This window comes from Streptomyces sp. NPDC020807 (genome assembly GCF_040641575.1).
In the GTDB taxonomy this organism is placed as follows: domain Bacteria; phylum Actinomycetota; class Actinomycetes; order Streptomycetales; family Streptomycetaceae; genus Streptomyces.
This window is the reverse complement of sequence record NZ_JBFADU010000007.1, coordinates 270,608-291,864: the sequence shown is the minus strand read 5'-3', so window position 1 is coordinate 291,864 and position 21,257 is coordinate 270,608. Positions and strand designations below refer to the sequence as shown.

The window sequence follows — 21,257 nt, the reverse complement described above, 5'->3', positions numbered from 1 at the left end:
GCTCCGCACCCTTCCCCGCCCCCCCCTTTGACGAGAGGACTGCTGTCGTGACCACCGCGGCCACCCCCGACCTGGCACGCCCCCTGTGGGAGAGCGTCCAGGAACGCAACAAGGCGACCATCCGGCGTGTCTTCGCCGAGTTCATCAACCAGGGCGACACCGCGGTCGCCGACGCGTCCTACCGGACGGACATCGTCGACCACGCGGGCCTGCCCGGCGCGCCCGAGGGCCTGGAGGGCGTGAAGTACACCATCGCCTCCCTGCGGGAGGCGGTCCCCGACTTCCACGTCACCATCGAGGACATCAGCGCGCACGAGGACATGGTCGTCATCCACAACACCTGGCGCGGCACCCACCGCGGCGAGCTCCTGGGAATGGCGCCCACCGGGCGGTCGTTCCTGTCCGTCGGCATCGTCATCTGGCGGTTCGACGAGGAGGGGCGGATCGCGGAGCGCTGGGAGCACGGCGTGTCGTCGAACATGTTCGCCGCGCTCGGGATGCGGCTGCTCGCGCCGCGCAAGGGCCGCCGCAGAACGGCGGAGGGGACGCGGTCGGTGACCCGTACCGTGCCGCTGCTGCCGGGCAAGCCCGCGGCGTGGGAGCGGCTGACCGCCGAGCTGCAGGGGCCGCGGCGGCGGGAGTACGAGGCGTCGCGGCGGCGGCTGGGGATCAGCGGCGAGGTGCTGCGCATCGACCCGCGGCCTGAGGCGGACCACGTGATCGTGCACTTCGAGACGGCGGACCCGGAGCGGACCCGCAAGCGGTGGGCGGAGTCGACGCACCCCTTCGACCAGTGGCTGCGCGAGCAGATCCTCGACATCCACGGCGAGGACCCGTGGGCCGGTCCCGGCACCTCCTACGAGGTGTCCGGGCTGGCCTGGACGGCGCCGCCGCGGGCGACCGCGGACCGGCCCGACGGGTCGAGCTGACCCGGTCCCGGTCCGCCGGCCGGCCGGCCGTCCAGCCGTTCTCCAGGCCGGGTCGGCAGACTGGCACCGTCCCTGAACGACGGGCCCGCGCCGTACATCCCCCGGCGGTGCGGGCCCGTCAACGTGTCCGCGTGCGCGCCAGTGCCTCGATGCCGGGGACGAGCGAGGCGGGCGGCGGCATGTCGGCGACCGCGGTGCCCAGGCGGGCGGCGGCGGGCAGGACCCGGCCGCCGTTGACGAGCTCGGCGAGGTGGAACCGCAGCCGCAGCATGCTGTCGGTGCCCGCCAGGTCCTCGTCGGTGAGGCAGATGCCGACACCGGCTCTTTCCAGGAGCTTGCCCGCCCGCTGTTCCTCCTCCCCCGCCGGCAGCACCAGCTGGGAGACGCCGTAGCGGGCGGCCGCGTACACGGTGCCCTCGTCGCCGCCGTGGACGACGACGACGCTGCCGCGCAGCGCCACGCTCCAGGGGTGGTCGTCCCCCTTGAGGACGACGAGTTGCAGGCCGAGGCTTTCGACGCCTTCGGCGACCCGGTGGAAGAGGCGTGCCCGGTGCCGGTCCCGGGGGCGGGTGCCGCTGGGGATCCCGGTGACGCAGACCCGTGGGAGCAGCGGCAGTTCGGTGAGCCAGGGTGCGGGCCGTGGCGGCAGTTCGTAGGCGTCGGGGCGTACCGGCCAGGCGTCGGGTTCGGTCCGGTCGCGCAGTTCGGGGGGGCAGGGGTCGAGCCAGACGGTGGGGTGGGGCGTCAGTGGCTCGTGGACGTGGGGAAGGTGGGCGAGGGTGGGGACGCCCGCTTCGGCCGCCATGGCGGCGGAGGGCGGGGAGAGGGGGTCGTGGACGACGAGGTCGGGGCGCCAGGCGCGGGAGAAGCGCTGGGGGGCGGCCAGGACCGGGACGAGCCCGGCCCGGGCCGCGCGGTGGCGGGCGCGGGCCGGGCCGGAGAACCGGACCTCGTGCCCGGCCGCCTGCATCTGCCGGGCGAGCAGGACCAGGCGCAGTGCCGCGGGCATGCCGTGGCCCGCCGAGAAGAACACACGCACGGTTCCTCCCTGGGCCGTTACCTGGCGAAGCGGTCGAGCACCCGTCCGCTGCCGGCGTCGATGTCGGCGTCGAGGGCGGGGTCGCTGCCGAGGACGGCGCGCTGCAGCAGCTGCAGGCGCTGGGAGGGCTCGATGCCGAGTTCCTCCACGAGACGGGTCCGCAGGTTCTGGAAGACGTCCAGGGCGGCGGAGGGCCGTCCCGCCCGGTAGAAGGCGACCATGGCCTGGGCGTGGAGTCCTTCGTGGAGGGGGTGGCGGGCGGCGAGGGCGGTGAGTTCGGTGAGGAGTTCGCCGTGCCGGCCCAGGCGCAGGTCGACGTCGATGCGGCGTTCCAGGACGCCGAGGCGGCTCTCCTCCAGGCGCATGGCCTCGATCTCCAGGAGGGGTCCGGTGCGGACGTCGACGAGGGCCGGTCCGCGCCACAGGGCGAGGGCCTCGCGGAAGAGTTCCGCGGCCTCGCGGTGGTCGCCGCGGTCGAAGGCGCGCTGGCCGAGGGTGGACAGCCGGTCGTGTTCGTGGGCGTCGACGCTGCCGGCCTCGGTGTGCAGGAGGTAGCCGCCGTGGCGGGTGAGGAGGAGTTCCTTGGAGCCCCCGGGTTCGCCGTCGAGTGCGGCTTCCATGCAGCGGCGGAGCTGGAGGATGTAGGTCTGCAGGGTGGTGAGCGCGCTGCGGGGCGGGGCGTCGCCCCAGATCTCCTCCATCAGCGCGGAGACCGGCAGGACCTGGTTGGCGTAGATGGCGAGCAGGGCCAGGATCTGGCGCGGCTTGGCCGCGGTGGGCAGGATCTGGACGCCCTCGAGCTCGGCTTCCAAAGACCCCAGAACAGAGATGCGCATGCTGCCCCCTTGGGTGGTTCTCTCTGTCATCGGACCTTGAACCTCCCATGAGGCGGCCTCGCGCTGACAGTGCGTCGGTCCCGCTTGTCCGGGTGTCTTTGTCCTGGTCAGCGATGTGAAGGATTCACAGGGCCGGGTCGGGGGTGGGGTGGCGACAGGGCGGGGCCCCGCGCGCCGTGCGGCGTGCGGGGCCCCGGGGGGTCCGGCGGGAAGGGGGGTGCCGGACGGGTGGTGGCTTTGTCGTTCAGGTGCCGGTGGGCTCGTCCCCAGGGCGGTCGTGGAGCGCGAGGCAGTCCTCGTACGCCGGCAGGATCCCTTGGGCGAGGGCCTCGGCCGCGGTGGGCGCGGCGAGGTCCTCGTCGGACATCAGCGGTTCCCCGGTGAGCCCCCACGGCAGGGCGAGGGCGGGGTCGAGGGCGCTGACGGTGTAGCCGGTGCCGGGGGTGTCCGGCAGGGAGCTGTGGCAGGCGATCACCGTGTCGTCCTCCAGGGCGAGCCAGGCGTGGCCGAGTCCTTCGGAGACGAAGACGCCGCAGGCGTCGCGGTGGTCGAGCCACACCATCTCGTGCCGGCCGTAGTCCGGGGATCCGACCCGCAGGTCGACCACGACGTGGAGGGAGGAGCCCCTGACGCAGTGGAACAGCCGGGCGCGGCCGCTCTCGCCGGCGGTGCCGTGGATGCCGCGCAGGACCAGGCGTCGCGCGGCGGACAGGTCGCTGTACCGGATCGCGAAGGGCCGGCCGGTCGCGTCCTCGACGTCGTCCTGACGGAACGTCTCGTAGCGGACCACGACCTCGTCCTGGGCGGCCCGGGGCGAAAGCAGGAACGCGCCGGGCAGGGCGAGTTCGCTGATTTCCAGGCTGCTGACTTCCATGGGACGAAGGTAGTCGTCGCCGCTCAAGACCGGCTGGAGCAGCGCTGATGCCGTGGCCCGTGCTCCGGTGGACACCGCCTCAGTGGGGGGCGAGGGCGGCGGGGTCGGCTCCGAGCTGGCGGAAGAGGTCGTCCATGTTGAGCTGGTCCCAGTGCTCGGCGAGCAGGCCGTCGGCGACCCGCCAGATGTCGATGGACTGGAAGTTCACCGGCCGGCCGGAGGCCGGTATGCCGAGGAAGGGGCCCTGGTGGGTGGCGGAGTACTCGATGCGGGCGGCGACGCGGTCGCCTTCGCCGATGACGTCGTGGAGGACGGCCTTGAGGTCGGGGAAGGCGGTGAAGACCTGGACCCAGAAGGCGCGGTTGGCGTCGATGCCGTCGGCGACGCCGGGGTTGTGGTCGATGTGCCCGGCCGCGGTGTGCTCCTCCATGGTGCTCACGTCGTGGCTGTTGACCATGGCGACGAAGCTCTGGACGAGGGCGTGGTGGTTGTTCGGCATGGGGACCTTCCTCGGTCGGCTGGAACGGGTGGGGTGCCTGTGCGGGGAAGCATCGCCGCCGGCGGTCGAGCGGCTCTGGAGCAGGGTGCGGTGGCGGCGGCTCAAGCGGGACTCGAGTGCTCTCGGGTCAAGCTGGGAGGGATCCCGGCCCCCCTTCTTCCGCGGTCCGGGACCCTCACGAGAGGAATACGTCATGGCCTCGTCCACGCACGGCCCCTCGCCGGCCACCGGCACCGACTCCGGGTACGGCGGGTTCGACGCCGGGGAGATGCGCATCGTCCACCGTGCCTTCCGGCGGGAGTTGCGGCTGATCGGCGAGATGATCGCCGCCGTCGCCCCCGGTGACGTGGCGCGGGCCGCGGTCCTCGCCGAGCACTTCGGTGACCTGCGCTCGGGTCTGATCAACCATCACCGGGGTGAGGACGAGCTGCTGTGGCCGCTGCTGCTGGCCCGGGTGGGGGTCGAGCGGGAGGTGGTGGAGCGGATGGAGGCCGAGCACGAGCGGGTCGCGGCGACCCTCGACGCGGCGCACGAGCGGGTGGTGGCGTGGGCGCCCGGGGCGGACGCGGGGCTGCGCGACCGGGCCGTGGCGGCGATCGAGGAGCACCGTGCGGTGCTGGTGGAGCACCTCGACGACGAGGAGGAGCACCTGCTGCCGTTGGCGGAGCGGTTCCTGACCGCGAAGGAGTTCGGCGCGCTGGGTGATCACTTCGCGCTGCACACGCCGAAGACGAAGCTGATGAAGTTCTTCGGGATGGTGATGGAGGACGCCGACGAGCGGGAGCAGCGGGTCATGCTGGGCAATGTGCCGGCGCCGGTGCGGCTGGTGTGGAAGGTGTTCGGGCCGCCGCTGTACGCCCGTACGCTGCGCCGGATCCGTGCCGCGGCCTGAGAGGAAGGCCGGTGCGGGTGGTGCCGGTTTCGTACGTGCTGCTGCCCCGTCGAGCTTCGGCTCGGCGGGGCAGCGGGGTTTCGGGGCGAGGGGGCGGGTCGGGTCAGGTGAGCCAGGCGTCGGGGGCGGGGCCGCCCTTGCCGAGCGGGGGGAAGAGGGTGTCGAGTTCGGTCAGGAGGGCGGGCGGCAGGGTGGTGGTGAGGGCTTCGATGCCGCCGTCGATGTGCCGGCGGGTGCGGGGGCCGATGACGACGCCCGTGACGCCGGGGCGGGACAGGGTCCAGGCCATGCCGACGACGGCGGGGTCCAGGCCGTGGTCGGCGCAGAGCTTCTCGTAGGCGGCGATGGTGTCGTGCTGGGTGTCGAGGGCTTCGAGGGCGCGGCCCTGGGCGGACTTGACGGCGGAGTGGGTCGCCATCTTGCCGAGGACGCCGCTGAGGAGGCCGCCGTGCAGGGGTGACCAGGCGTACAGGCCGAGGCCGTAGGCGCGGGCGGCGGGGATGACCTCGAGTTCGGTGTGGCGGGTGACGAGGTTGTAGGCGCACTGTTCGGTGACCAGGCCGAGGCTGTTCCTGGCGCGGGCGGCTTCCTGGGCGGCGGCGATGTCCCAGCCGGCGAAGTTGGAGGAGCCGACGTAGCGGACCTTGCCCTGGGTGACCAGGAGGTCCATGGCCTGCCAGACCTCGTCCCAGCCGACGGTCCGGTCGAGGTGGTGCATCTGGTAGATGTCGATCCAGTCGGTGCCCAGGCGGCGCAGGGACGCCTCGCAGGAGGCGACGATGTTGCGGGCGGACAGGCCGTGGTCGTTGGGGCCCTCGCCCATCGGGTCGCCGACCTTGGTGGTGACGACGACCTGGTCGCGGCGGGCGGGCTGGCCCGCGAGCCAGCGGCCGATGACTTCTTCGGTGTGGCCCTTGTAGACGCGCCAGCCGTAGATGTTGGCGGTGTCGATCAGGTTGATGCCCTGGTCCAGGGCGTGGTCCAGGAGGTCGTGGGCCTCGGGTTCCTCGACCCGGCCGCCGAAGTTGACGGTGCCGAGGGCGAGCCTGCTGACCCGCAGACCGGTACGGCCCAGCTGTGTGTGGATCACGCGTCCTTCTCCTTGTTCGGGCGGGGGTGGGTGGGACGAGGGGTGGGGTGGTCAGGACACGGTGGTTTCGCGGCCGCTGGTGCAGAACTGTGTGGTCCAGCGCAGGCCTTCGTCGAGGGTGACCCGCGGCTGCCAGCCGGTGGCGGCGCGGAAGGCGGAGGAGTCGACGCGGACGCTGCGGAAGTCGCTGACCTCGGCGTACTCGGGCGGTTTGACGGAGACCAGGGGGACGGGGTCCTTGCCGGTCTGTTCGGCGACGAGGCCGGTGACGCGGGTGAAGACGTCGCCGAGGGGGACGCCGTCGCCGGTGCCGACGAGCCAGTGCCGGCCCCTGAGGGCGTCGATGTAGCCGATGGCGGCCCAGAAGGCGCGGGCGACGTCGTCGACGTGGAGGAGGTCGCGGCGGACCGATCCGTCGTGCCACATCGTCAGGGGTTCGCCGGCCACGGCGCGGCGGGTCATGGTGGAGACGATGCCCTTGTCGCGGGCGGTGGAGGCGGCGCTGTAGCCGTACAGGGTGGTCAGGCGCAGGCAGGCGCCGCGTACGGTGCCGGCGGCGTCGGCGGCGAGCAGCAGGCGTTCCGCTTCGAGTTTGAGGCGTTCGTAGTAGCCCTTGGGGCGGTCGGGTTCGGTGCCGTCGAGGACGTCCTTGTCGAAGTCGCCGGCGGCGGTGACCGATCCGGTGAACAGGACGACGGGCGGCTCGCCCGTACCCGTACCGGTGCCGGTGCCGGTGCCGGTGTCCGTGTTGTCGGCGAGGGTGCGCAGGAGGTCGCGCATGAGGCCGACGTGGACGCGTTCGGCGGCGGGGTCGCCGTCGGCGATGCGCCAGGTGGAGGCGCCTTCGAGGAAGGCGAGGGCGTGGATGACGACGTCGGCTCCGGCGACGGCGGCGGCCATCCGGCCGGGTTCGGTCAGGTCGGCGCGGACGACGTCGATGTGGGCGCGGGCGTCGGCGGGGACGGGGGTGGGCCGGCGGGAGACGGCCCGGACGCGGACGGGGTGTTGGGCGAGTTCGCGCAGGACCGCGGATCCGACGAAGCCCGCGGCGCCGAGCACCACGATGAGCGGGGGGTTCTCGGCCTGGGTGGTGGTGCTCACGCCCGTGCCTCCATGAGGGATCGGTGGGGTGGATGGACCTGGATGGACCTGGATGGGGTGGGGTGGGTGGTGCCGGTCCCCCCCCCGGGGGGGGTTACAGCAGGCAGGCGGCGAGGCTGCGGGCCTCGACGTTGACGTGGTAGCCGAAGCGGGTGAGGTGGCCCAGCTGGCCGAGGGTGAGCCACCGGTAGTTCTCCGGTGCCTCCAGGGTGTGGTCCTCGGGTATCTCGACGACGAGGTGGCGGGTGTCGGCCTGGGAGAAGCGGCCGCCGTCCTCGGACTGGATGGTGTCCAGCCGGGTCCAGGAGGCGGGGGCGTCGAGGTAGGGGGTGAGCGGGGGGAAGTCCTGGGGGCCGCGGTGGTAGCCCGGGGAGAACTGGATGGTGGGGCCGAGTTCGAGGCGGTCGGTCAGGCCGGGCTGGACGGTGGCCTGGAGCAGGAAGTGCAGGACGCCGCCGCGGCGCTGGCAGATGAGGGCGACGGCGTTGTCGGGTCGGGGTTCGAGCATGGGCTGGTACCAGGTGCCGACCTCGCGGCTGGTGGCCTTGACCGACATGCCGATGATGTCGAAGATGCGGCCGTCGCGGTGGCGGATGCTGTCGTCGTCGCAGATCCACTCGTCCATGTCGGCGAGGCTGGTGCGGCGCACGTCGAGGCTGTAGGTGGCCTTCTGGTCGAAGAGCCAGGTCAGCGTGGCGGCGAGGTGGGTGTCGGTGAACGGTGTGTGGTGGGAGGCCAGGAGGTCGGCGTGGAAGGCGTCGGGCTGCTCGGCGTAGGAGGGGCGGGTGCCGTCGCCGTTTCCGTAGGCTATGCCGGACAGCACGGTGCGGGCGTTCATGTTGACGCGGTTGCCGAGCTGGAGCTGGTGGCGCAGCTGGCCGAGGGTGAGCCAGGTGAAGTCGTCCTCGACGGTGACGTCCTCGTCCTCGGGGACCTCGACGATCATGTTGCGGTTTCTCTTGTTCAGGTACCAGAAGCCGTGTTCGGACAGGAGCTGGTCGAACAGGACGCGCCGGCGGGTGCCTTCGAGGAAGTACTCCAGGTAGGGGGTGGCCCTGCCGCCGTGGACGCGCCGGTAGTTGCTCTGGGTGGCCTGGACGGTCGCGGCGTACTGGACGAAGGCGGTGTTGCCCGGTTCCATCTTGGCCTGCATGAGGAAGTGCAGGACGCCGTCGAACCGCTTGACGATGATGCCGAGGATGCCGATCTCGGGCTGGACGATGATGGGCTGGGACCACTGGGCGAGGGGTCCGAAGTCGGTGCGGACGGAGAGTCCCTCGACGGTGAAGAACTTGCCGTCGGAGCGGGTGAGGCGGTCGCCGAGGTGCCAGTTGGGCAGGGCGGCCAGGGGCACGCGTTCGACGTCGTAGGAGGCGGATTCCTCCCGTTCCATGAGGAAGGCGCCTGCGTCGGGGGTCAGCGGGGACTTCGACACCAGCGCGGACGCGAGGAAGTCGTCGGCGCCGTTCACCTCGGGCTGCATCTGGCTGTTTCCTTTCGACGGTACGGGCGCGGTGGCCGGTTCGTTGCGAACGCTAGGGCGGGGTCCTCGCTGCTGCCTCGGGCTCGGCTGGAGCCCCGCGGGACGACCCGCGGGGGGGGTATGGCGGTGCCCCGCGCTCGCTGTGGGGCGCGGGGCACGGCCGTGCGTGTCGTGTCCGCGTACGGGTGGTGCGTGGTGCGTACGGGGGTGGGGTCAGCCGGTGAACTCGGCGAAGCGGGCGACGGTGTCGGCCGGGCCGGGCAGGGCCGCGATGTCCTGGGCGAGGGCGCGGGCCGCGTCCTGGTGGGCGGGGTCGGTCAGCAGGGCCCGGACGCGGTCGGTGACGGCCTCGGAGGTGACCTCGTCGCCGACGAGGGTGAGGCCGGCTCCGGTGGCGCGGACGGCGGGCGCGTTGCCGAAGCCGTCGCCCTCGGCGGGCAGGATCAGCTGGGGCAGGCCGGCGGCGAGGGTGGTCAGGGTGGTGCCGTGGCCGCCGTGGTGGATGACGACGTCGGCGTGGCGCAGTGCCTCGGCCTGCGGGACCCAGGGCAGGGCGGTGACGTGGTCGGGGAGGTCGCCGAGGTCGGCGGGGTCGACCAGGGAGCTGGTGGCGACCAGGACGCGGACGTCGAGGGGCAGCAGGCCGTCGATGACGGTCCGCAGGCGCTGCGCGGAGGTGACGACGGTGCCGAAGCTGAGGTAGACGAGGGGGTTCGTTCCCTGGGTGACGTGGGCGGGCAGCTCGCCGGGTTCGCCGTAGGGGGTGGGGCGCTGCGGGATGATGTGGACGCCGGAGGCGAGGAAGTCGGGGTTCTGCACGGCGGGCGGGCAGATGTCGATGTACGGGTTGCCCAGGGCGGCGTCGTGGCCGAGCTTGCCGGCGACGCCGAGGTCGGCGGCGGTGGCGAAGAGTTCGGCGACGATCTGCGGGTTGTGCGTGGCGGGGCCGATGGACTGGGCGACGGCGGGCACGCCGGTGGCGGCGGCGGCGAACGCGGCGCCGGGGTTGAGGGACTCGTAGACGACGAGGTCGGGTGCGAGGGTGTCGATGGCGGCCGTGAGGTCGGCGTGGACGCGGCGCGGCAGGACGGAGCCGAACGCCTTGACGGCGAGGGTGGCCAGGACCTCGGGCGGGATGTCGCTGGCCTTGACGTCGCCGCCGTTGGCGTCGAGGAACGCCTGGCCGCCGGCGGCCTCGATGAACGCCTCGGGGACGGTCAGGCCGGCGGCGACGGGCCGCAGGCCGGCCTTCTCGACGGTGGGGTGGAACTGGGCGTGGGTGGCGAACCAGACCTCGTGTCCGGCCTCGTGCGCCGCCTGGGCGAGCGGTATGAGGGGGAAGACGTGGCCGTAGTTTCCGAGGCTTGCGAAGAGGACCTTCATGTCGTGCGCGGCCTTTCTGCCGGGGCGGGGAGGGGGCCGGGGCAGGGGGCCCGAGCCGGGTGGCGTGCGTACGCGTCCACGTGCGTGCGTGTGCGTGTGTGCGTGTGTGCGTTTGTGTGTGTGGGGGGGGACGGACCGCGGCCCGACAGGTGGGGTCGTGTCGGGCCGCGGGTCGCCGGTGTGCGGGGCGGGGTCAGCGGGCGCCGGAGGTGACCGGTTCGGCGCTCGTGGCCGCCGCGGTGTCCGCGGTGCCCGGGTCGGTGTCGTCCTGCTCTGTCTGGCCGGCGGGCCGGGTGGCGAAGAGCATCGCGACGGCGGCGACGGCCATGGCGGCGGCGCCGACCCAGAGGGCGGGCACGAAGCCGTCGACGAAGTTCTGCCCGGAGGCGTAGCCGCCGTTGTGGGTGAAGACGCTGGTGAGGACGGCGACGCCGAGGGCGGCGCCGAGCTCGCGCATGGCGGAGGTGGAGCCCGAGGCGATGCCCTGTTCGGCGACGTCGACCGAGCTCATCGTGAGGTTGATGAGCGGGGCGAAGAAGCAGGCGACGCCGACTCCGCCGAGGAGGTAGCCGGGGAGCTGCTCGACGTAGGAGGAGTCGGGGCTCATCACGAGCGCCCAGTAGGCGAAGCCGGCGGCGAGCAGGGCGAGTCCGAAGACGGCGACGGGCCGTCCGCCGATCTTGTCGGACATGATGCCGGCGACGGGTGCGATCAGCAGGGGCATGGCGGTCCACGGCAGCATCCGCACGCCCGCCTCGGTCGGCGACATGTGCTGGATGTTCTGCATGAACTGGGTGATGAGGAAGACGACGCCGTACATGGCGAAGGCCTGGAGCAGGCCGCCGGCGTTGACGGCGCTGAAGGCCCGGTTGCGGAACATGCGCATGGGGAGCATGGGGGCGCTGGAGCGCTGTTCGTAGACGACGAACGCGGCGACGAGGACGACGCCGGCGATCATGGGGCCGATGACGAGGGGGGCGCCCCAGCCTTCGTGGCCGTTGGCGCGGATCAGGCCGTAGACGATGCCGAGGATGCCGGTGCTGACCAGGAGGGTGCCGGGGATGTCGAGGCGGTTGTCGGATCCGCGGCTCTCGGCGAGTCCGCGCCAGGCGGCGGGGACGAGGAGGAGGCCGACGGGCACGTTGATCCAGAAGATCCACTGCCAGGACAGGTTCTCGGTGACCAGGCCGCCGACCAGCGGGCCGCCGGCGATGGCGAGGCCGCCGACCGCGCTGTAGATGCCGAGGGCCGCGCCGCGCTTGGCGGCGGGGACGGCGCTGGTGAGCAGGGTGAGGGAGAGCGGCATGATGACGGCGGCGCCGGCGCCCTGGACGACGCGGGCGGCGATGAGTTCGCCGATGCCCGGTGCCATGGCGGCGGCGGCCGAAGCGGCGGTGAAGACCAGCAGGCCGCCGATGAACACCTTGCGGCGTCCGAAGCGGTCGCCGAGGGCGGCGCCGAACATCATCAGGACGGCGAAGGACAGGGTGTAGGCGTTCACCGTCCATTCGAGGTCTTCGAGGCTGCCACCGAGTTCGTCCCTGATGGTGGGCAGCGCAACGAGGACCACCAGGTTGTCGAGCCCGGCCATGAAGGTGGCGAGGGCCGTGATCAGTGTGGCCAGGCCGGGGGACCTCCCCGCCCCGGCCGCACCGCCGCCGGCGGTGACCTTGTCAGTACTCATTCAGGGTTTTCCTTCCGAATCCACCAGGGGGGGGGACAACGGCCGGTCGTCGGTGAGCCGTTGACGCGGCGCCGGTGTGCCTGAGCGGGGCGCCGTGTGCCGTTGGTGACGCCGCGCGGGCGTCGCACCGAGGCTAGGAAGGTGTGCTCGAGCGCCGGTGGAATCCGGCACGCGCCCCCCGAAGCGCCCTCCCCGCGCGCCCCGCGCGCCCCCGGGCAGTCCTCGGGGGCCCCGGAGGTCTCTCGGGGGGCGGGGGTCTCTCGGGGGGGCTGTCGGGGGGGCTGTCGGGGGGCGGGGTCTCCAGTTCTTCTCCGTCGGCGCTCGATCGGGCCGCCACACCATCGGGCTTGCGGGACTCGTGCGGGCCGTGGGGCCCCCTTGCCGCATCAACCCCCGAGAAGAGAGGAACGTCGAGCGATGAAGGGCATCATCCTCGCCGGCGGCAGCGGCACCCGGCTGCGCCCGCTGACCGGCGCCTTGTCGAAACAGATCCTGCCGGTCTACGACAAGCCGATGATCTACTACCCGTTGTCGGTGCTGATGCTGGCGGGGATCCGGGACATCCTGGTGATCTCCTCGCGGGATCACTCCGGCAGTTTCCGTTCCCTGCTGGGGGACGGTTCGCGGCTGGGTCTGCGGATCGAGTACGCGGAGCAGGACCAGCCGCGCGGGATCGCCGAGGCCCTGGTGATCGGGGCGGACTTCATCGGCGACGACCAGGTCGCGCTGGTGCTGGGCGACAACATCTTCCACGGGCCGAGGTTCTCGGTGCTCCTGGACGACGCGCTGCGCCGCCTGGACGGGGCGCACCTGTTCGGCTACCGGGTGCGTGATCCGCACCGGTACGGGATCGGGGAGGTCGACGCGCACGGGCGGCTGGTGTCGCTGGAGGAGAAGCCGGTCCATCCGCGGTCCGACATCGCGGTGACGGGGCTGTACCTGTACGACAGCGACGTGGTGGGGATCGCGAAGAACCTCTCGCCGTCGGCGCGGGGCGAGCTGGAGATCACCGATGTGAACCTGGCGTACCTGGCGCAGGGCCGGGCCCGGCTGACGGAGCTGGGGCGCGGGTTCGCCTGGCTGGACATGGGGACCCACGACTCGCTGCTGCAGGCGGCGCAGTACGTGCAGTTGGTGGAGCAGCGGCAGGGCGTGTGGATCGCCTGTGTCGAGGAGGTGGCGCTGAACCGCGGGTTCATCACCACCGAGCAGTGCCGGCGGCTCGGTGAGGAGATGGCGGGGACGGCGTACGGGGAGTACGTCTCCGAGGTCGCCGCCCGCCACCGTCCGATGCCGACCGTCCGCGTAGCGTGAGAGGGGAACGACCGATGGATGCGATACGACCTGCTGTCCCGGGCTGCGACCGGGCGGGCGTGTCATGACGACGCGTGTTCTGGTGACGGGCGGGGCGGGGTTCATCGGCTCGCACTACGTGCGGACGGTCCTGGGACCGGACGGTCCGGGGGACGTGTCGGTGACCGTTCTGGACAAGCTGACGTACGCGGGGAATCCGGCCAACCTCGAGGAGGTGCGGGCGCATCCGCAGTTCTCGTTCGTGCAGGGTGACATCTGCGATCCGGAGCTGGTCGACAAGCTGATGGCGGAGCACGCCCAGGTGGTGCACTTCGCGGCGGAGTCGCATGTGGACCGGTCGATCGACGGCGGTGCGGAGTTCGTGCGGACGAACGTGGTGGGCACGCACACGCTCGTGGACGCGGCGCACCGTGCGGGTGTCGAGGTGTTCGTGCACGTGTCGACGGACGAGGTGTACGGGTCGATCGAGGAGGGTTCATGGCCGGAGAGTGATCCGCTGAGCCCGAATTCGCCGTATTCCTCGTCGAAGGCGTCCAGTGACCTGATCGCGCTGTCGTACCACCGGACTCATGGTCTGGACGTGCGGGTGACGCGCTGCTCGAACAACTACGGGCACCACCACTTCCCTGAAAAGCTCATCCCGTTGTTCGTGACGCGGCTCCTGGACGGCCGGAAGGTGCCGTTGTACGGGGACGGTGGCAATGTCCGTGACTGGCTGCATATCGATGACCATGTACAGGGCATCGAGCTGGTGCGGACGCGGGGCCGGGCGGGCGAGGTGTACAACATCGGGGGCGGTACGGAGCTGTCGAACCGGGAGCTGACCGGGCTGCTGCTCGCGGCGTGCGGGGCGACCTGGGAGGACAGTGTCGAGTACGTCGCGGACCGCAAGGGTCATGACCGGCGGTATTCGGTGGACTGCTCGAAGATCCGTCGGGAGCTGGGGTACAAGCCGCGGAAGAGTTTCGAGGAGGGGCTGGCCGAAACTGTTCAGTGGTATCGCGAGAACCGTGATTGGTGGGAGCCTTTGAAGGGGGAGGCCGACGGAGGTGGGAGCTCCGGTTGAGTGAGAACTTCACCCGCCACCGGTGAAGGCGACACTGTCCGTCACCTCACTGGCTCACGAAGAATCCTGGCCATTGGAGCACCAGCCGATCGCGTCAGTGAGGACCTTCTCCGATGAGCCACGCCAGTGCCACCGTCTCCGTCCCGGCGCGCATGACCCCGCAGGCTCCCGCGCGTCCGTTCCTCGTGGTCGAACTCCCTGACCATGCCTTCGGGTCGACCGCGTTGTTCACGCTGTGCGCGGCGCCCTCGCCGGCGGTGCCGGGCGCCGCCTCGTTCACCCTGTGCGCCGGCCCGCCCCCCACCGGTTTCGCCTCGGCCGCGGCGTTCGCGGGTGTCGAGGGCGACGCGGTCGGGGGGGCCTGGATATGACACCTGAGTCGGTGTCCCCCCTCTCCGCGCAGGCCGGGCGGGCCTTCTTCCGGGACGTTTCGAGCCTGGTGGGTTTCCGGCATCATCTGCGTCCGGCGACCGTTCCGGGTGAGGCGACGTATCTGGTCTCCCGTCAGGGTGTCACCACGCTGCACGGTCTGCTGGCCGATGTGCTGGTCCCGCTGCTGGACGGCACCCGGTCGCCGGCCGAGGTGCTGGCCGCGGCGGCGCCGGCGCTGACGCGTCAGGAGGCGGAGGACGGGCTGCGGCTGCTGTGTGACGCGGGGCTGCTGCGGTTCGACCGTCCCGGGCGGGCGGCGACGGGCCGTGATCCGGTCGCCGAGGCGTACTGGGACCTGGCGGGTCTGGACGGGGCGCGGGCCGCGGCGGGTCTGGACGGGTCGCGGCTTCGGGTCCTTCCGCTGGCGGGTGTCGACGCGGGCCCGGTGCTGGCGGCGAGCGTCGAGTCCGGGCTCAGCGTCACCGACTCCGACACCGATCTGACGCTGGTGCTGTGCGACGACTACCTCTCCCCCGAGCTGGAGCGGGTCGACGCGGAGCACCGGGCGGCGGGCAGGCCGTGGCTGCTGACGCGGCTGTGCGGGTTCGAGCCGTGGATCGGTCCGTTCTTCCGGCCCGGTGAGGGGCCGTGCTGGTCGTGCCTGGCCTACCGGCTCGAGCAGCACCGCGGCTACGACCGGCCGCTCCAGCGGGCTCTGGGCCTTGACCGGCCACTGCTGCGGCCGGCCGCGTCGCTGCAGGCGGGGCGGGTGATGGCCGCGCAGAGCGCGGTCCTGGAGGCGGCGAAGTGGCTGGCGGGGCTGCGTTACGCGGACCAGGGCTCGGTCCGCACCGTCGACACGCTGACCCTGCAGACGCGGGTGCACACGGTGTCCCGGATCCCGCAGTGCCCCTCGTGCGGGGTGAGCGGTCTGACGGGCCGGCGGGTGGCGGCGCCGTTCGTGCCGGTGTCGCGGCCCAAGGCCGGGCACGGCGGGGACCACCGGGCGCTCAGCCCGGACCAGCTCCTCAAGCGCCACCAGCACCTGGTGAGCCCGATCACCGGGATCGTGCCGCACCTGGAGCCCTCCCCCGGCGCGCCGGAGTTCGCCACCACCTACGTGTCGGGGCACAACCTGGCGATGCGGGACCGCGGTCCGGCCGGGCTGCGCTCGCAGAGCGGCGGGAAGGGGCTGACGGACACCGAGGCCCGTACCAGCGCGCTGTGCGAGGCGGTGGAGCGGTACTCCGGCACCCGGCACGGTGACGAGCCGGTCGTCGTCGACAGCCTGCGGGGCCTGGGCGAGCAGGCGCTGCACCCCAACGCCTGCCAGTTGTACGCGGAGCGGCAGTTCCGGGAGCGGGAGCGGTGGAACCGGTCGGGTTCGCCGTTCCACCACGTGCCCGAGCCGTTCGACGCCTCGCGGCCGGTGGAGTGGACGCCGGTGTGGTCGCTGACCGAGCGGCGCCAGCGGCTGCTGCCCACCTCGATGCTGTACTTCTCCGCGACCGCCGGCGCGCCGGGCCCGTACGCGGACTCCAACGGCAACGCGGCCGGCAGCAGTCCGGAGGACGCGCTGCTGCAGGGGTTCATGGAGCTGGTGGAGCGCGACGCGGTGGCCCTGTGGTGGTACAACCGGACGGCGCAGCCGGGCATCGACCTGGATTCCTTCCACGAGCCGTACATCGGGCGGATCCGTGAGGGGCACCAGCGGCTGGGCCGTGAGCTGTGGGCGCTGGACCTCACCTCGGATCTGGGGATTCCCGCGATCGTGGCGCTGTCGCGGCGGGTGGAGGGGCCGACGGAGGACATCGTGTTCGGGTTCGGGGCGCACTTCGACCCGGCCGTGGCGCTGCGGCGGGCGCTGACCGAGGCGGGGCAGCTGCTTCCGGCCGTCAACCGGGACCGTCCCGGTGGCGGGTACGGCATCACCGATCCGCTGCCGGTGCGCTGGTGGCGGCAGGCGACCGTCGCCAACCAGCCCTATCTGGCGCCGGATCCGGCGGTTTCGGCGAGGACGCCGGCGAGCTGGGCGTACGAGGTGCGTGACGATCTCCTGGACGACGTCACGGCGATCACCTCGCTGCTGGCGGGCAAGGGGCTCGAGCTCCTCGCGCTGGACCAGACGCGGCCGGACATCGGGATGCCGGTGGTGAAGGTGATCGTTCCGGGGCTGCGGCACTTCTGGGCCCGCTACGCGCCGGGCCGTCTGTTCGACGTGCCGGTGGCGCTGGGAAGGCTGGAGCGGCCCACCGCGTACGAGGCTCTGAACCCGATCCCGTTGTTCGTCTGAGGCTCCCCCGGCACCCCGGTGGTGCTCCCCCGGTGCCCCGGTGGTGCGCGTGCGGCGTGCCCGTGGTGCGGACCGTCCGCCCCGGCCTTTGCGGCGGGGCGGCGACGCACCCGTACGGGTTGATCCCGCAGATCATCCAACCTGCTTAGAATGGCGGCCTGTTGTTCGGATTTTCGTCGAGAAATCAGGGGGAGACGAGAAATGGACGGCGCCGGTCCGGACAGATCCCCGTCGCATGCCGGGTCCTCGCGGGACCAGGGCAGTGTGGCCACCAGGACCGCGCGGGGCATTCTGCTGGCCGCGCTGGGCTGTTATCTGGGGATCACGTTCCTCAACCTGCTCTCCCTGTCGCTCGACGCGTACGGCCTGGGTCTGGCGGTGGTCTGCCTGACGCTGGTGTTCCTGCTGCAGTTACGGCACTCGGCGCCCGGCATCGACACGGCGCGCACCCGCACCAACATGCTGACCCTGGCCGCGCAGGGCGTGCTGACGTACCTGCCGCTGGTGTGGTTCGGGGTGTACTGGGGCGCGATGGCCGGGTTCTTCGCCGGGTCGGTGCTGCTGGTCCTGCGGACCGGGGCGGCGGGCTGGACGCTGTACGGGCTGACGGCGCTGAGCATGGCCGCCACCGGTGTCCTGGGCGGGCGCGGGGTCGTCGACATCGCCTACCTGGCGCAGACGACGGCGCTGACGGGGCTGGTCGTCTACGGTCTGAGCCGTCTGACGGGGCTGGTCGACCAGCTCCACAAGGCCCGCGCGGACCTGGCGTGGCTGGCCGTCAGCAACGAGCAGTTACGGTTCTCCAGGGACCTGCACGACCTGCTCGGCTACAGCCTGTCGGCGGTGACGCTCAAGAGCGAGCTGATCCGCCGTCTCATCCCCGCCAACCCGGACCGGGCGTGCGAGGAGGTCGACGAGGTCCTCGTCGTCTCCCGTCAGGCGCTGGCGGACGTGCGGCGGGTGGCGAGCGGCTACCGGGAGATGTCCCTGGCCTCCGAACTGACCTCCGCCCAGTCGGTCCTGGCCGCCGCCGACATCGACGTGAGCGTCGACACCCAGGACGCCATCGACCATCTGGGCCGGGTGACGTCCACCGTCCTGGCCACCGTGCTGCGTGAGGGCGTCACCAATCTGCTGCGGCACTCCAAGGCCGAACGCTGCTGGATATCGGCGAGTGTCGAGGACGACGTCGTCACGTTGTCGATCGCCAACGACGGCCTGGTCGCCGGCTCCCACCCGCCGTCCCCGCACAGCGGCAGCGGCCTGGGCAACCTCAAGCGGCGCCTGGAGGACATCGGCGGCCGGCTGACCGCGCAGGGCGGTACCTGTTCCCCCGCCGACAGCGGCGAGGCGGAGGAGCTGTTCCGGCTCACGGCCCGGGCGCCGGTCAGGCAGCACGAGCCGTCGGCCCGCACACCGGCCTGACCCCGCCCCCCTTCGCGCTCCCTTCCCCTCCCCGCATTCCCCCCCTTTTTCGCCGCGGCCCGTGAGCCGCGTGGCGCAAGCAGCCTTGTCAGCGGCTGGTCCGACAAGTTTCCCGTAAGTGAAAGAACGGTGGACGGCGACGATGATCCGGATCCTCCTGGCCGAAGACATGCACATGGTCCGTGGCGCCCTGGTGGCCCTGCTCAATCTGGAGGACGACCTCGAAGTGGTCGCCGAGCTCGAACGCGGCGACCAGATCCTCGGCCTGGCGCGCGAGCACCGGCCGGACGTGGCCATCATCGACATCGACCTGCCCGGCATGGACGGGCTGAGCGCGGCCGAACTCCTCCACGAGCGGCTGCCGGAGTGCCGCACCCTGATCCTCACCAGCCTCGGCCGGCCCGGCACGCTGCGCCGGGCGATGTCCGCGCACGTGTCGGGGTTCCTCCTCAAGGACGCCCCGCCCAGCGACCTCGCCCAGGCCGTGCGGCGCATCGCCGCCGGGCAGCGGGTCATCGACCCGCAACTGGCCCTGGCCGCCTGGGGCGGCAGCGAGAGCCCGCTGACGATACGGGAGACCGAGGTGCTGCAGATGGCCGCGCAGGGCTCCGAACCGCAGGAGATGGCCGCCCAGCTGCACCTGTCGGTCGGCACCGTACGCAACTACCTCACCACGGTCGTCACCAAGCTGAACGCCCGCAACCGCGTCGACGCCATCCGCATCGCCCGCGAATCGGGCTGGCTCGTGTGACCCGGACGGGGCGCGGAATCCGGCGCGCGGCGGTCAGGGGCCGGTGACGGTCATGCCGGCGCCGGCGAGGTGCGCGAGGATCGCGAGGGTCAGCTCCGCGGGCAGCGGCGCGACCTCGACCAGGGCGTCGGGTGTCGTCGGCCACGCCAGGAGCGACACCACCCACATCGCCTCGGGGCGGTGGATCTCCACCCGGTGCTCCAGGGTCCGCGACTCCAGCCAGAACGCGTTGCCGCGCACGGTGATCGTCACCCCCGCCCGCAGACCCACCGTCCGCTGCGGCGGCACCGCCGCCGGGACGAAGCGGGCGGTGCGGCGGGCCGGGACGACGGACAGGACCGGCCCCTTGAGGTCCTCCATGGACAGGGTCCTGATCACCAGGTGGGAGATGTCCCGCAGCACCGACAGGACCGCGGTGTAGCCGTCCTGGCCGGCGTGACGGGTGTCTCCCGCGGCGGGGTGGGACGCGTCGGGGGGCGGCAGCAGGTTCGCGAGGCGGATGGGCCCCATCTCCATGCGGTGCAGCGCCTCGGCCACGACACTCGCCGGCGCCTCGATGCGTTCGGTGCCCTGCGGGCCGCTCAGCAGCAGCGCCTGGCCCTCCTCGTCCCACCCGACGGCCGTGTCCTCGTGGAGTGACCACAGATGGTGCAGGCGCAGGGGGGCGTCTTCGGGGGCGGGAATCATGACCGGCACACCTCCTCGGGCTGTGGGAGCCGACCGAAAGGCTGGCTCTTCCCCCGCGGATACGCTCACGCTTCAGTATGAATGCGCTTGCCGTGACTTCAGCAGCGATGGACTCACACCGAAGACGTGAGGAAATCATGGGGTCTTGACGGCGGCGGGGACAGGGACGGGCTGGGGGCTCGCCGCCGCGGCGAGCCGGTGCAGGGCGAAGCGGGCGCGCTTGAGGACCAGGGTCAGCAGCGGGCTTGCGGAGCGTTCCACGATGTCTCCCTCACAAGGGACGGGGGGACGGCGGGACGCACAGGCACGGGACGCACAGGCACGGGAGTGCGGGAGCACGGGGGTGCGGGGGTGCCGGGAGCACGGGGGTGCCGGGGGTGCGGGGGGTCCGCCGTCGGGACGGGACCCACCGTGGCGCAGGTGACCGGTCGCGGGACTTGCGGGGGACTTGAGCCCGGCTTGCCCGCGGCCTGGGCCGGACTTGCCCCGGAGCGGAGTCCGGCTTGAGCGGGACTTGAGTACGGGTTGGGTCCGGCTTGAGCCGGGCCTGAGCCGGGCCTGGTTGCGGCTCGGGGCCGGTGGTTTCAGGCGGCGGCCGGGGCGGGGGCGCGGGGGGCGGGGGTGGTGGCCCGCTCGTCGTCGGTGACCTGGAGGCATTCCTCGAAGAAGCCGAGGGCACGCAGGTGGTAGGAGCGGGCGGCGTGGCCGAGGCTGATGTTGTGGCCGGCTCCGGCCTGGCGTTCGACCTTGAGGACGGGGGCGTGGGAGAGCCGGGCGGTGAGGTCGGCGAGGTGTGCCTCGTCGTGCTTCCACCAGGCTTCGTGCGCGGCGAACGTCAGGCGCAGCGGGAGGGTGACACGGGGGGCGAGGTCGTCGAACATGCCCGGCCACAGGGGTACTTCGGCGCCTTCGCGGGCGGGGGTGGGGGCGATGAGGGTCTCGGCGTCGCGGAACGTGCCGGTCGGGTAGAGGGCGAGGGGCCCCCAGTTGCGTTCCCATTCCAGGTGGCGGCGCAGGCGGCGGTGGGCGGCGGGGTCGGTGCCGTAGCGGTGGCCGACGCCGGAGGCGTCCACGGCGAGCAGGCCGGGGTGGCGTGCGGCGGTGGTGAGGGCGAGTTTCCCGCCGTAGGAGTGGGCCAGGAGGAAGAAGCCCTGGCCGGTGGGGTGGAGGCGGGCGAAGGCGGCCAGGGCGTCGGTGAGGACGTCGGCCTGCTCGGTGAGGGTCAGGCCCTCGGGGGCCTTCAGGGCGGAGTGGCCGTAGCCGGGCCGGTCCAGGGCGAGGACGGTGTAGCCGAGGCGGGCGCCCAGAGTGAGCAGGGACAGGTCGGGGTGGGACTGGCCGTCGAAGTAGCCGGCGCGCATGCCGCCGCCGTGGACGGCGACGACGGTCGCCTTCGGCGGGTGGGCGGGCTGGGCGAGGAGTCCCGACAGGGTCAGGCCCGCGGCGTCGAGCAGGAGCGGGCGTACGCCGGCGGAGTGGGTCCGCGCGGGTGGGGTGGTGCCGGTCCTGGACGCGCGCATGGGTGGTGGTCCTTGTCGC

20 protein-coding genes are annotated in these 21,257 nt (G+C 72.4%); 8 read left to right on the top strand and 12 right to left on the bottom strand.

The features are described from left to right. Nucleotides 1–47: 47 nt before the first annotated feature. Nucleotides 48–929, top strand: coding sequence for an ester cyclase (locus AB0G79_RS14895; protein ID WP_360805896.1), 882 nt, complete (start codon nucleotides 48–50; stop codon nucleotides 927–929). A gap of 118 nt (nucleotides 930–1,047) precedes the next feature. On the opposite strand, the gene AB0G79_RS14890 is transcribed toward AB0G79_RS14895, so the two are convergent. The 4 genes from AB0G79_RS14890 to AB0G79_RS14875 all read right to left on the bottom strand — a co-directional run bounded on the left by AB0G79_RS14890 (nucleotide 1,048) and on the right by AB0G79_RS14875 (nucleotide 4,177). Then, nucleotides 1,048–1,968 (bottom strand): nucleotide disphospho-sugar-binding domain-containing protein, encoded by a 921-nt coding sequence (locus AB0G79_RS14890; protein ID WP_360805893.1) that lies wholly within the window; start codon nucleotides 1,966–1,968, stop codon nucleotides 1,048–1,050. Between the two features lie 17 nt (nucleotides 1,969–1,985). Further along, the gene (locus AB0G79_RS14885; protein ID WP_360805890.1) at nucleotides 1,986–2,804 is read right to left on the bottom strand and encodes an AfsR/SARP family transcriptional regulator; all 819 of its coding nucleotides are present in this window, start codon (nucleotides 2,802–2,804) and stop codon (nucleotides 1,986–1,988) included. Between the two features lie 244 nt (nucleotides 2,805–3,048). Then, nucleotides 3,049–3,678 (bottom strand): dTDP-4-dehydrorhamnose 3,5-epimerase family protein, encoded by a 630-nt coding sequence (locus tag AB0G79_RS14880; RefSeq protein ID WP_360805887.1) that lies wholly within the window; start codon nucleotides 3,676–3,678, stop codon nucleotides 3,049–3,051. Nucleotides 3,679–3,757: 79 nt separating this feature from the next. Beyond that, nucleotides 3,758–4,177 (bottom strand): ester cyclase, encoded by a 420-nt coding sequence (locus tag AB0G79_RS14875; protein ID WP_360805884.1) that lies wholly within the window; start codon nucleotides 4,175–4,177, stop codon nucleotides 3,758–3,760. A gap of 193 nt (nucleotides 4,178–4,370) precedes the next feature. Here AB0G79_RS14875 and AB0G79_RS14870 point away from each other — a divergent pair, with 193 nt between their 5' ends. Further along, nucleotides 4,371–5,069, top strand: a complete 699-nt coding sequence (locus AB0G79_RS14870; RefSeq protein WP_360805881.1) for a hemerythrin domain-containing protein — start codon at nucleotides 4,371–4,373, stop codon at nucleotides 5,067–5,069. Between the two features lie 103 nt (nucleotides 5,070–5,172). Here the strand turns inward: AB0G79_RS14870 and AB0G79_RS14865 are convergent, their stop codons facing one another. The 5 genes from AB0G79_RS14865 to AB0G79_RS14845 all read right to left on the bottom strand — a co-directional run bounded on the left by AB0G79_RS14865 (nucleotide 5,173) and on the right by AB0G79_RS14845 (nucleotide 11,810). Then, a complete protein-coding gene (locus tag AB0G79_RS14865; RefSeq protein ID WP_360805878.1) occupies nucleotides 5,173–6,159 on the bottom strand; it encodes an aldo/keto reductase in 987 nt (328 codons plus the stop codon). Between the two features lie 51 nt (nucleotides 6,160–6,210). Next, a complete protein-coding gene (locus tag AB0G79_RS14860; protein WP_360805875.1) occupies nucleotides 6,211–7,260 on the bottom strand; it encodes an NAD-dependent epimerase/dehydratase in 1,050 nt (349 codons plus the stop codon). 94 nt (nucleotides 7,261–7,354) lie between these two features. Beyond that, entirely contained in the window at nucleotides 7,355–8,743 is a 1,389-nt protein-coding gene (locus AB0G79_RS14855) for an NDP-hexose 2,3-dehydratase family protein (RefSeq protein ID WP_360805872.1), read from the bottom strand. A gap of 213 nt (nucleotides 8,744–8,956) precedes the next feature. Continuing rightward, the gene (locus AB0G79_RS14850) at nucleotides 8,957–10,126 is read right to left on the bottom strand and encodes a nucleotide disphospho-sugar-binding domain-containing protein (protein ID WP_360805869.1); all 1,170 of its coding nucleotides are present in this window, start codon (nucleotides 10,124–10,126) and stop codon (nucleotides 8,957–8,959) included. Between the two features lie 193 nt (nucleotides 10,127–10,319). After that, on the bottom strand, nucleotides 10,320–11,810 hold the full coding sequence (locus AB0G79_RS14845; RefSeq protein ID WP_360805866.1) for a DHA2 family efflux MFS transporter permease subunit: 1,491 nt from the start codon (nucleotides 11,808–11,810) through the stop codon (nucleotides 10,320–10,322). Between the two features lie 417 nt (nucleotides 11,811–12,227). Between AB0G79_RS14845 and rfbA the strand changes: the two genes are divergently transcribed. From rfbA to AB0G79_RS14815, 6 genes are all read left to right on the top strand, one after another. After that, a complete protein-coding gene (rfbA, locus tag AB0G79_RS14840; RefSeq protein WP_360805863.1) occupies nucleotides 12,228–13,124 on the top strand; it encodes a glucose-1-phosphate thymidylyltransferase RfbA in 897 nt (298 codons plus the stop codon). A 64-nt stretch (nucleotides 13,125–13,188) separates the two neighbouring features. Next, entirely contained in the window at nucleotides 13,189–14,190 is a 1,002-nt protein-coding gene (gene rfbB, locus AB0G79_RS14835) for a dTDP-glucose 4,6-dehydratase (protein ID WP_360805860.1), read from the top strand. A gap of 113 nt (nucleotides 14,191–14,303) precedes the next feature. Next, entirely contained in the window at nucleotides 14,304–14,561 is a 258-nt protein-coding gene (locus AB0G79_RS14830; protein ID WP_360805857.1) for a hypothetical protein, read from the top strand. A gap of 11 nt (nucleotides 14,562–14,572) precedes the next feature. Next, the gene (locus AB0G79_RS14825; RefSeq protein ID WP_360805854.1) at nucleotides 14,573–16,855 is read left to right on the top strand and encodes a TOMM precursor leader peptide-binding protein; all 2,283 of its coding nucleotides are present in this window, start codon (nucleotides 14,573–14,575) and stop codon (nucleotides 16,853–16,855) included. A 264-nt stretch (nucleotides 16,856–17,119) separates the two neighbouring features. Then, a complete protein-coding gene (locus AB0G79_RS14820; protein ID WP_360805851.1) occupies nucleotides 17,120–18,280 on the top strand; it encodes a histidine kinase in 1,161 nt (386 codons plus the stop codon). A 142-nt stretch (nucleotides 18,281–18,422) separates the two neighbouring features. Then, nucleotides 18,423–19,031 (top strand): response regulator transcription factor, encoded by a 609-nt coding sequence (locus AB0G79_RS14815; protein WP_360805848.1) that lies wholly within the window; start codon nucleotides 18,423–18,425, stop codon nucleotides 19,029–19,031. Between the two features lie 33 nt (nucleotides 19,032–19,064). Here the strand turns inward: AB0G79_RS14815 and AB0G79_RS14810 are convergent, their stop codons facing one another. From AB0G79_RS14810 to AB0G79_RS14800, 3 genes are all read right to left on the bottom strand, one after another. Next, the gene (locus tag AB0G79_RS14810) at nucleotides 19,065–19,718 is read right to left on the bottom strand and encodes an NADH oxidase (RefSeq protein ID WP_360805845.1); all 654 of its coding nucleotides are present in this window, start codon (nucleotides 19,716–19,718) and stop codon (nucleotides 19,065–19,067) included. 135 nt (nucleotides 19,719–19,853) lie between these two features. Beyond that, entirely contained in the window at nucleotides 19,854–19,979 is a 126-nt protein-coding gene (locus AB0G79_RS14805; protein ID WP_360805842.1) for a hypothetical protein, read from the bottom strand. Between the two features lie 323 nt (nucleotides 19,980–20,302). Then, nucleotides 20,303–21,238 carry an alpha/beta fold hydrolase gene (locus tag AB0G79_RS14800; protein ID WP_360805839.1) on the bottom strand — a complete coding sequence of 312 codons (936 nt, stop codon included), beginning with the start codon at nucleotides 21,236–21,238 and terminating at the stop codon, nucleotides 20,303–20,305. Nucleotides 21,239–21,257 lie beyond the last annotated feature (19 nt).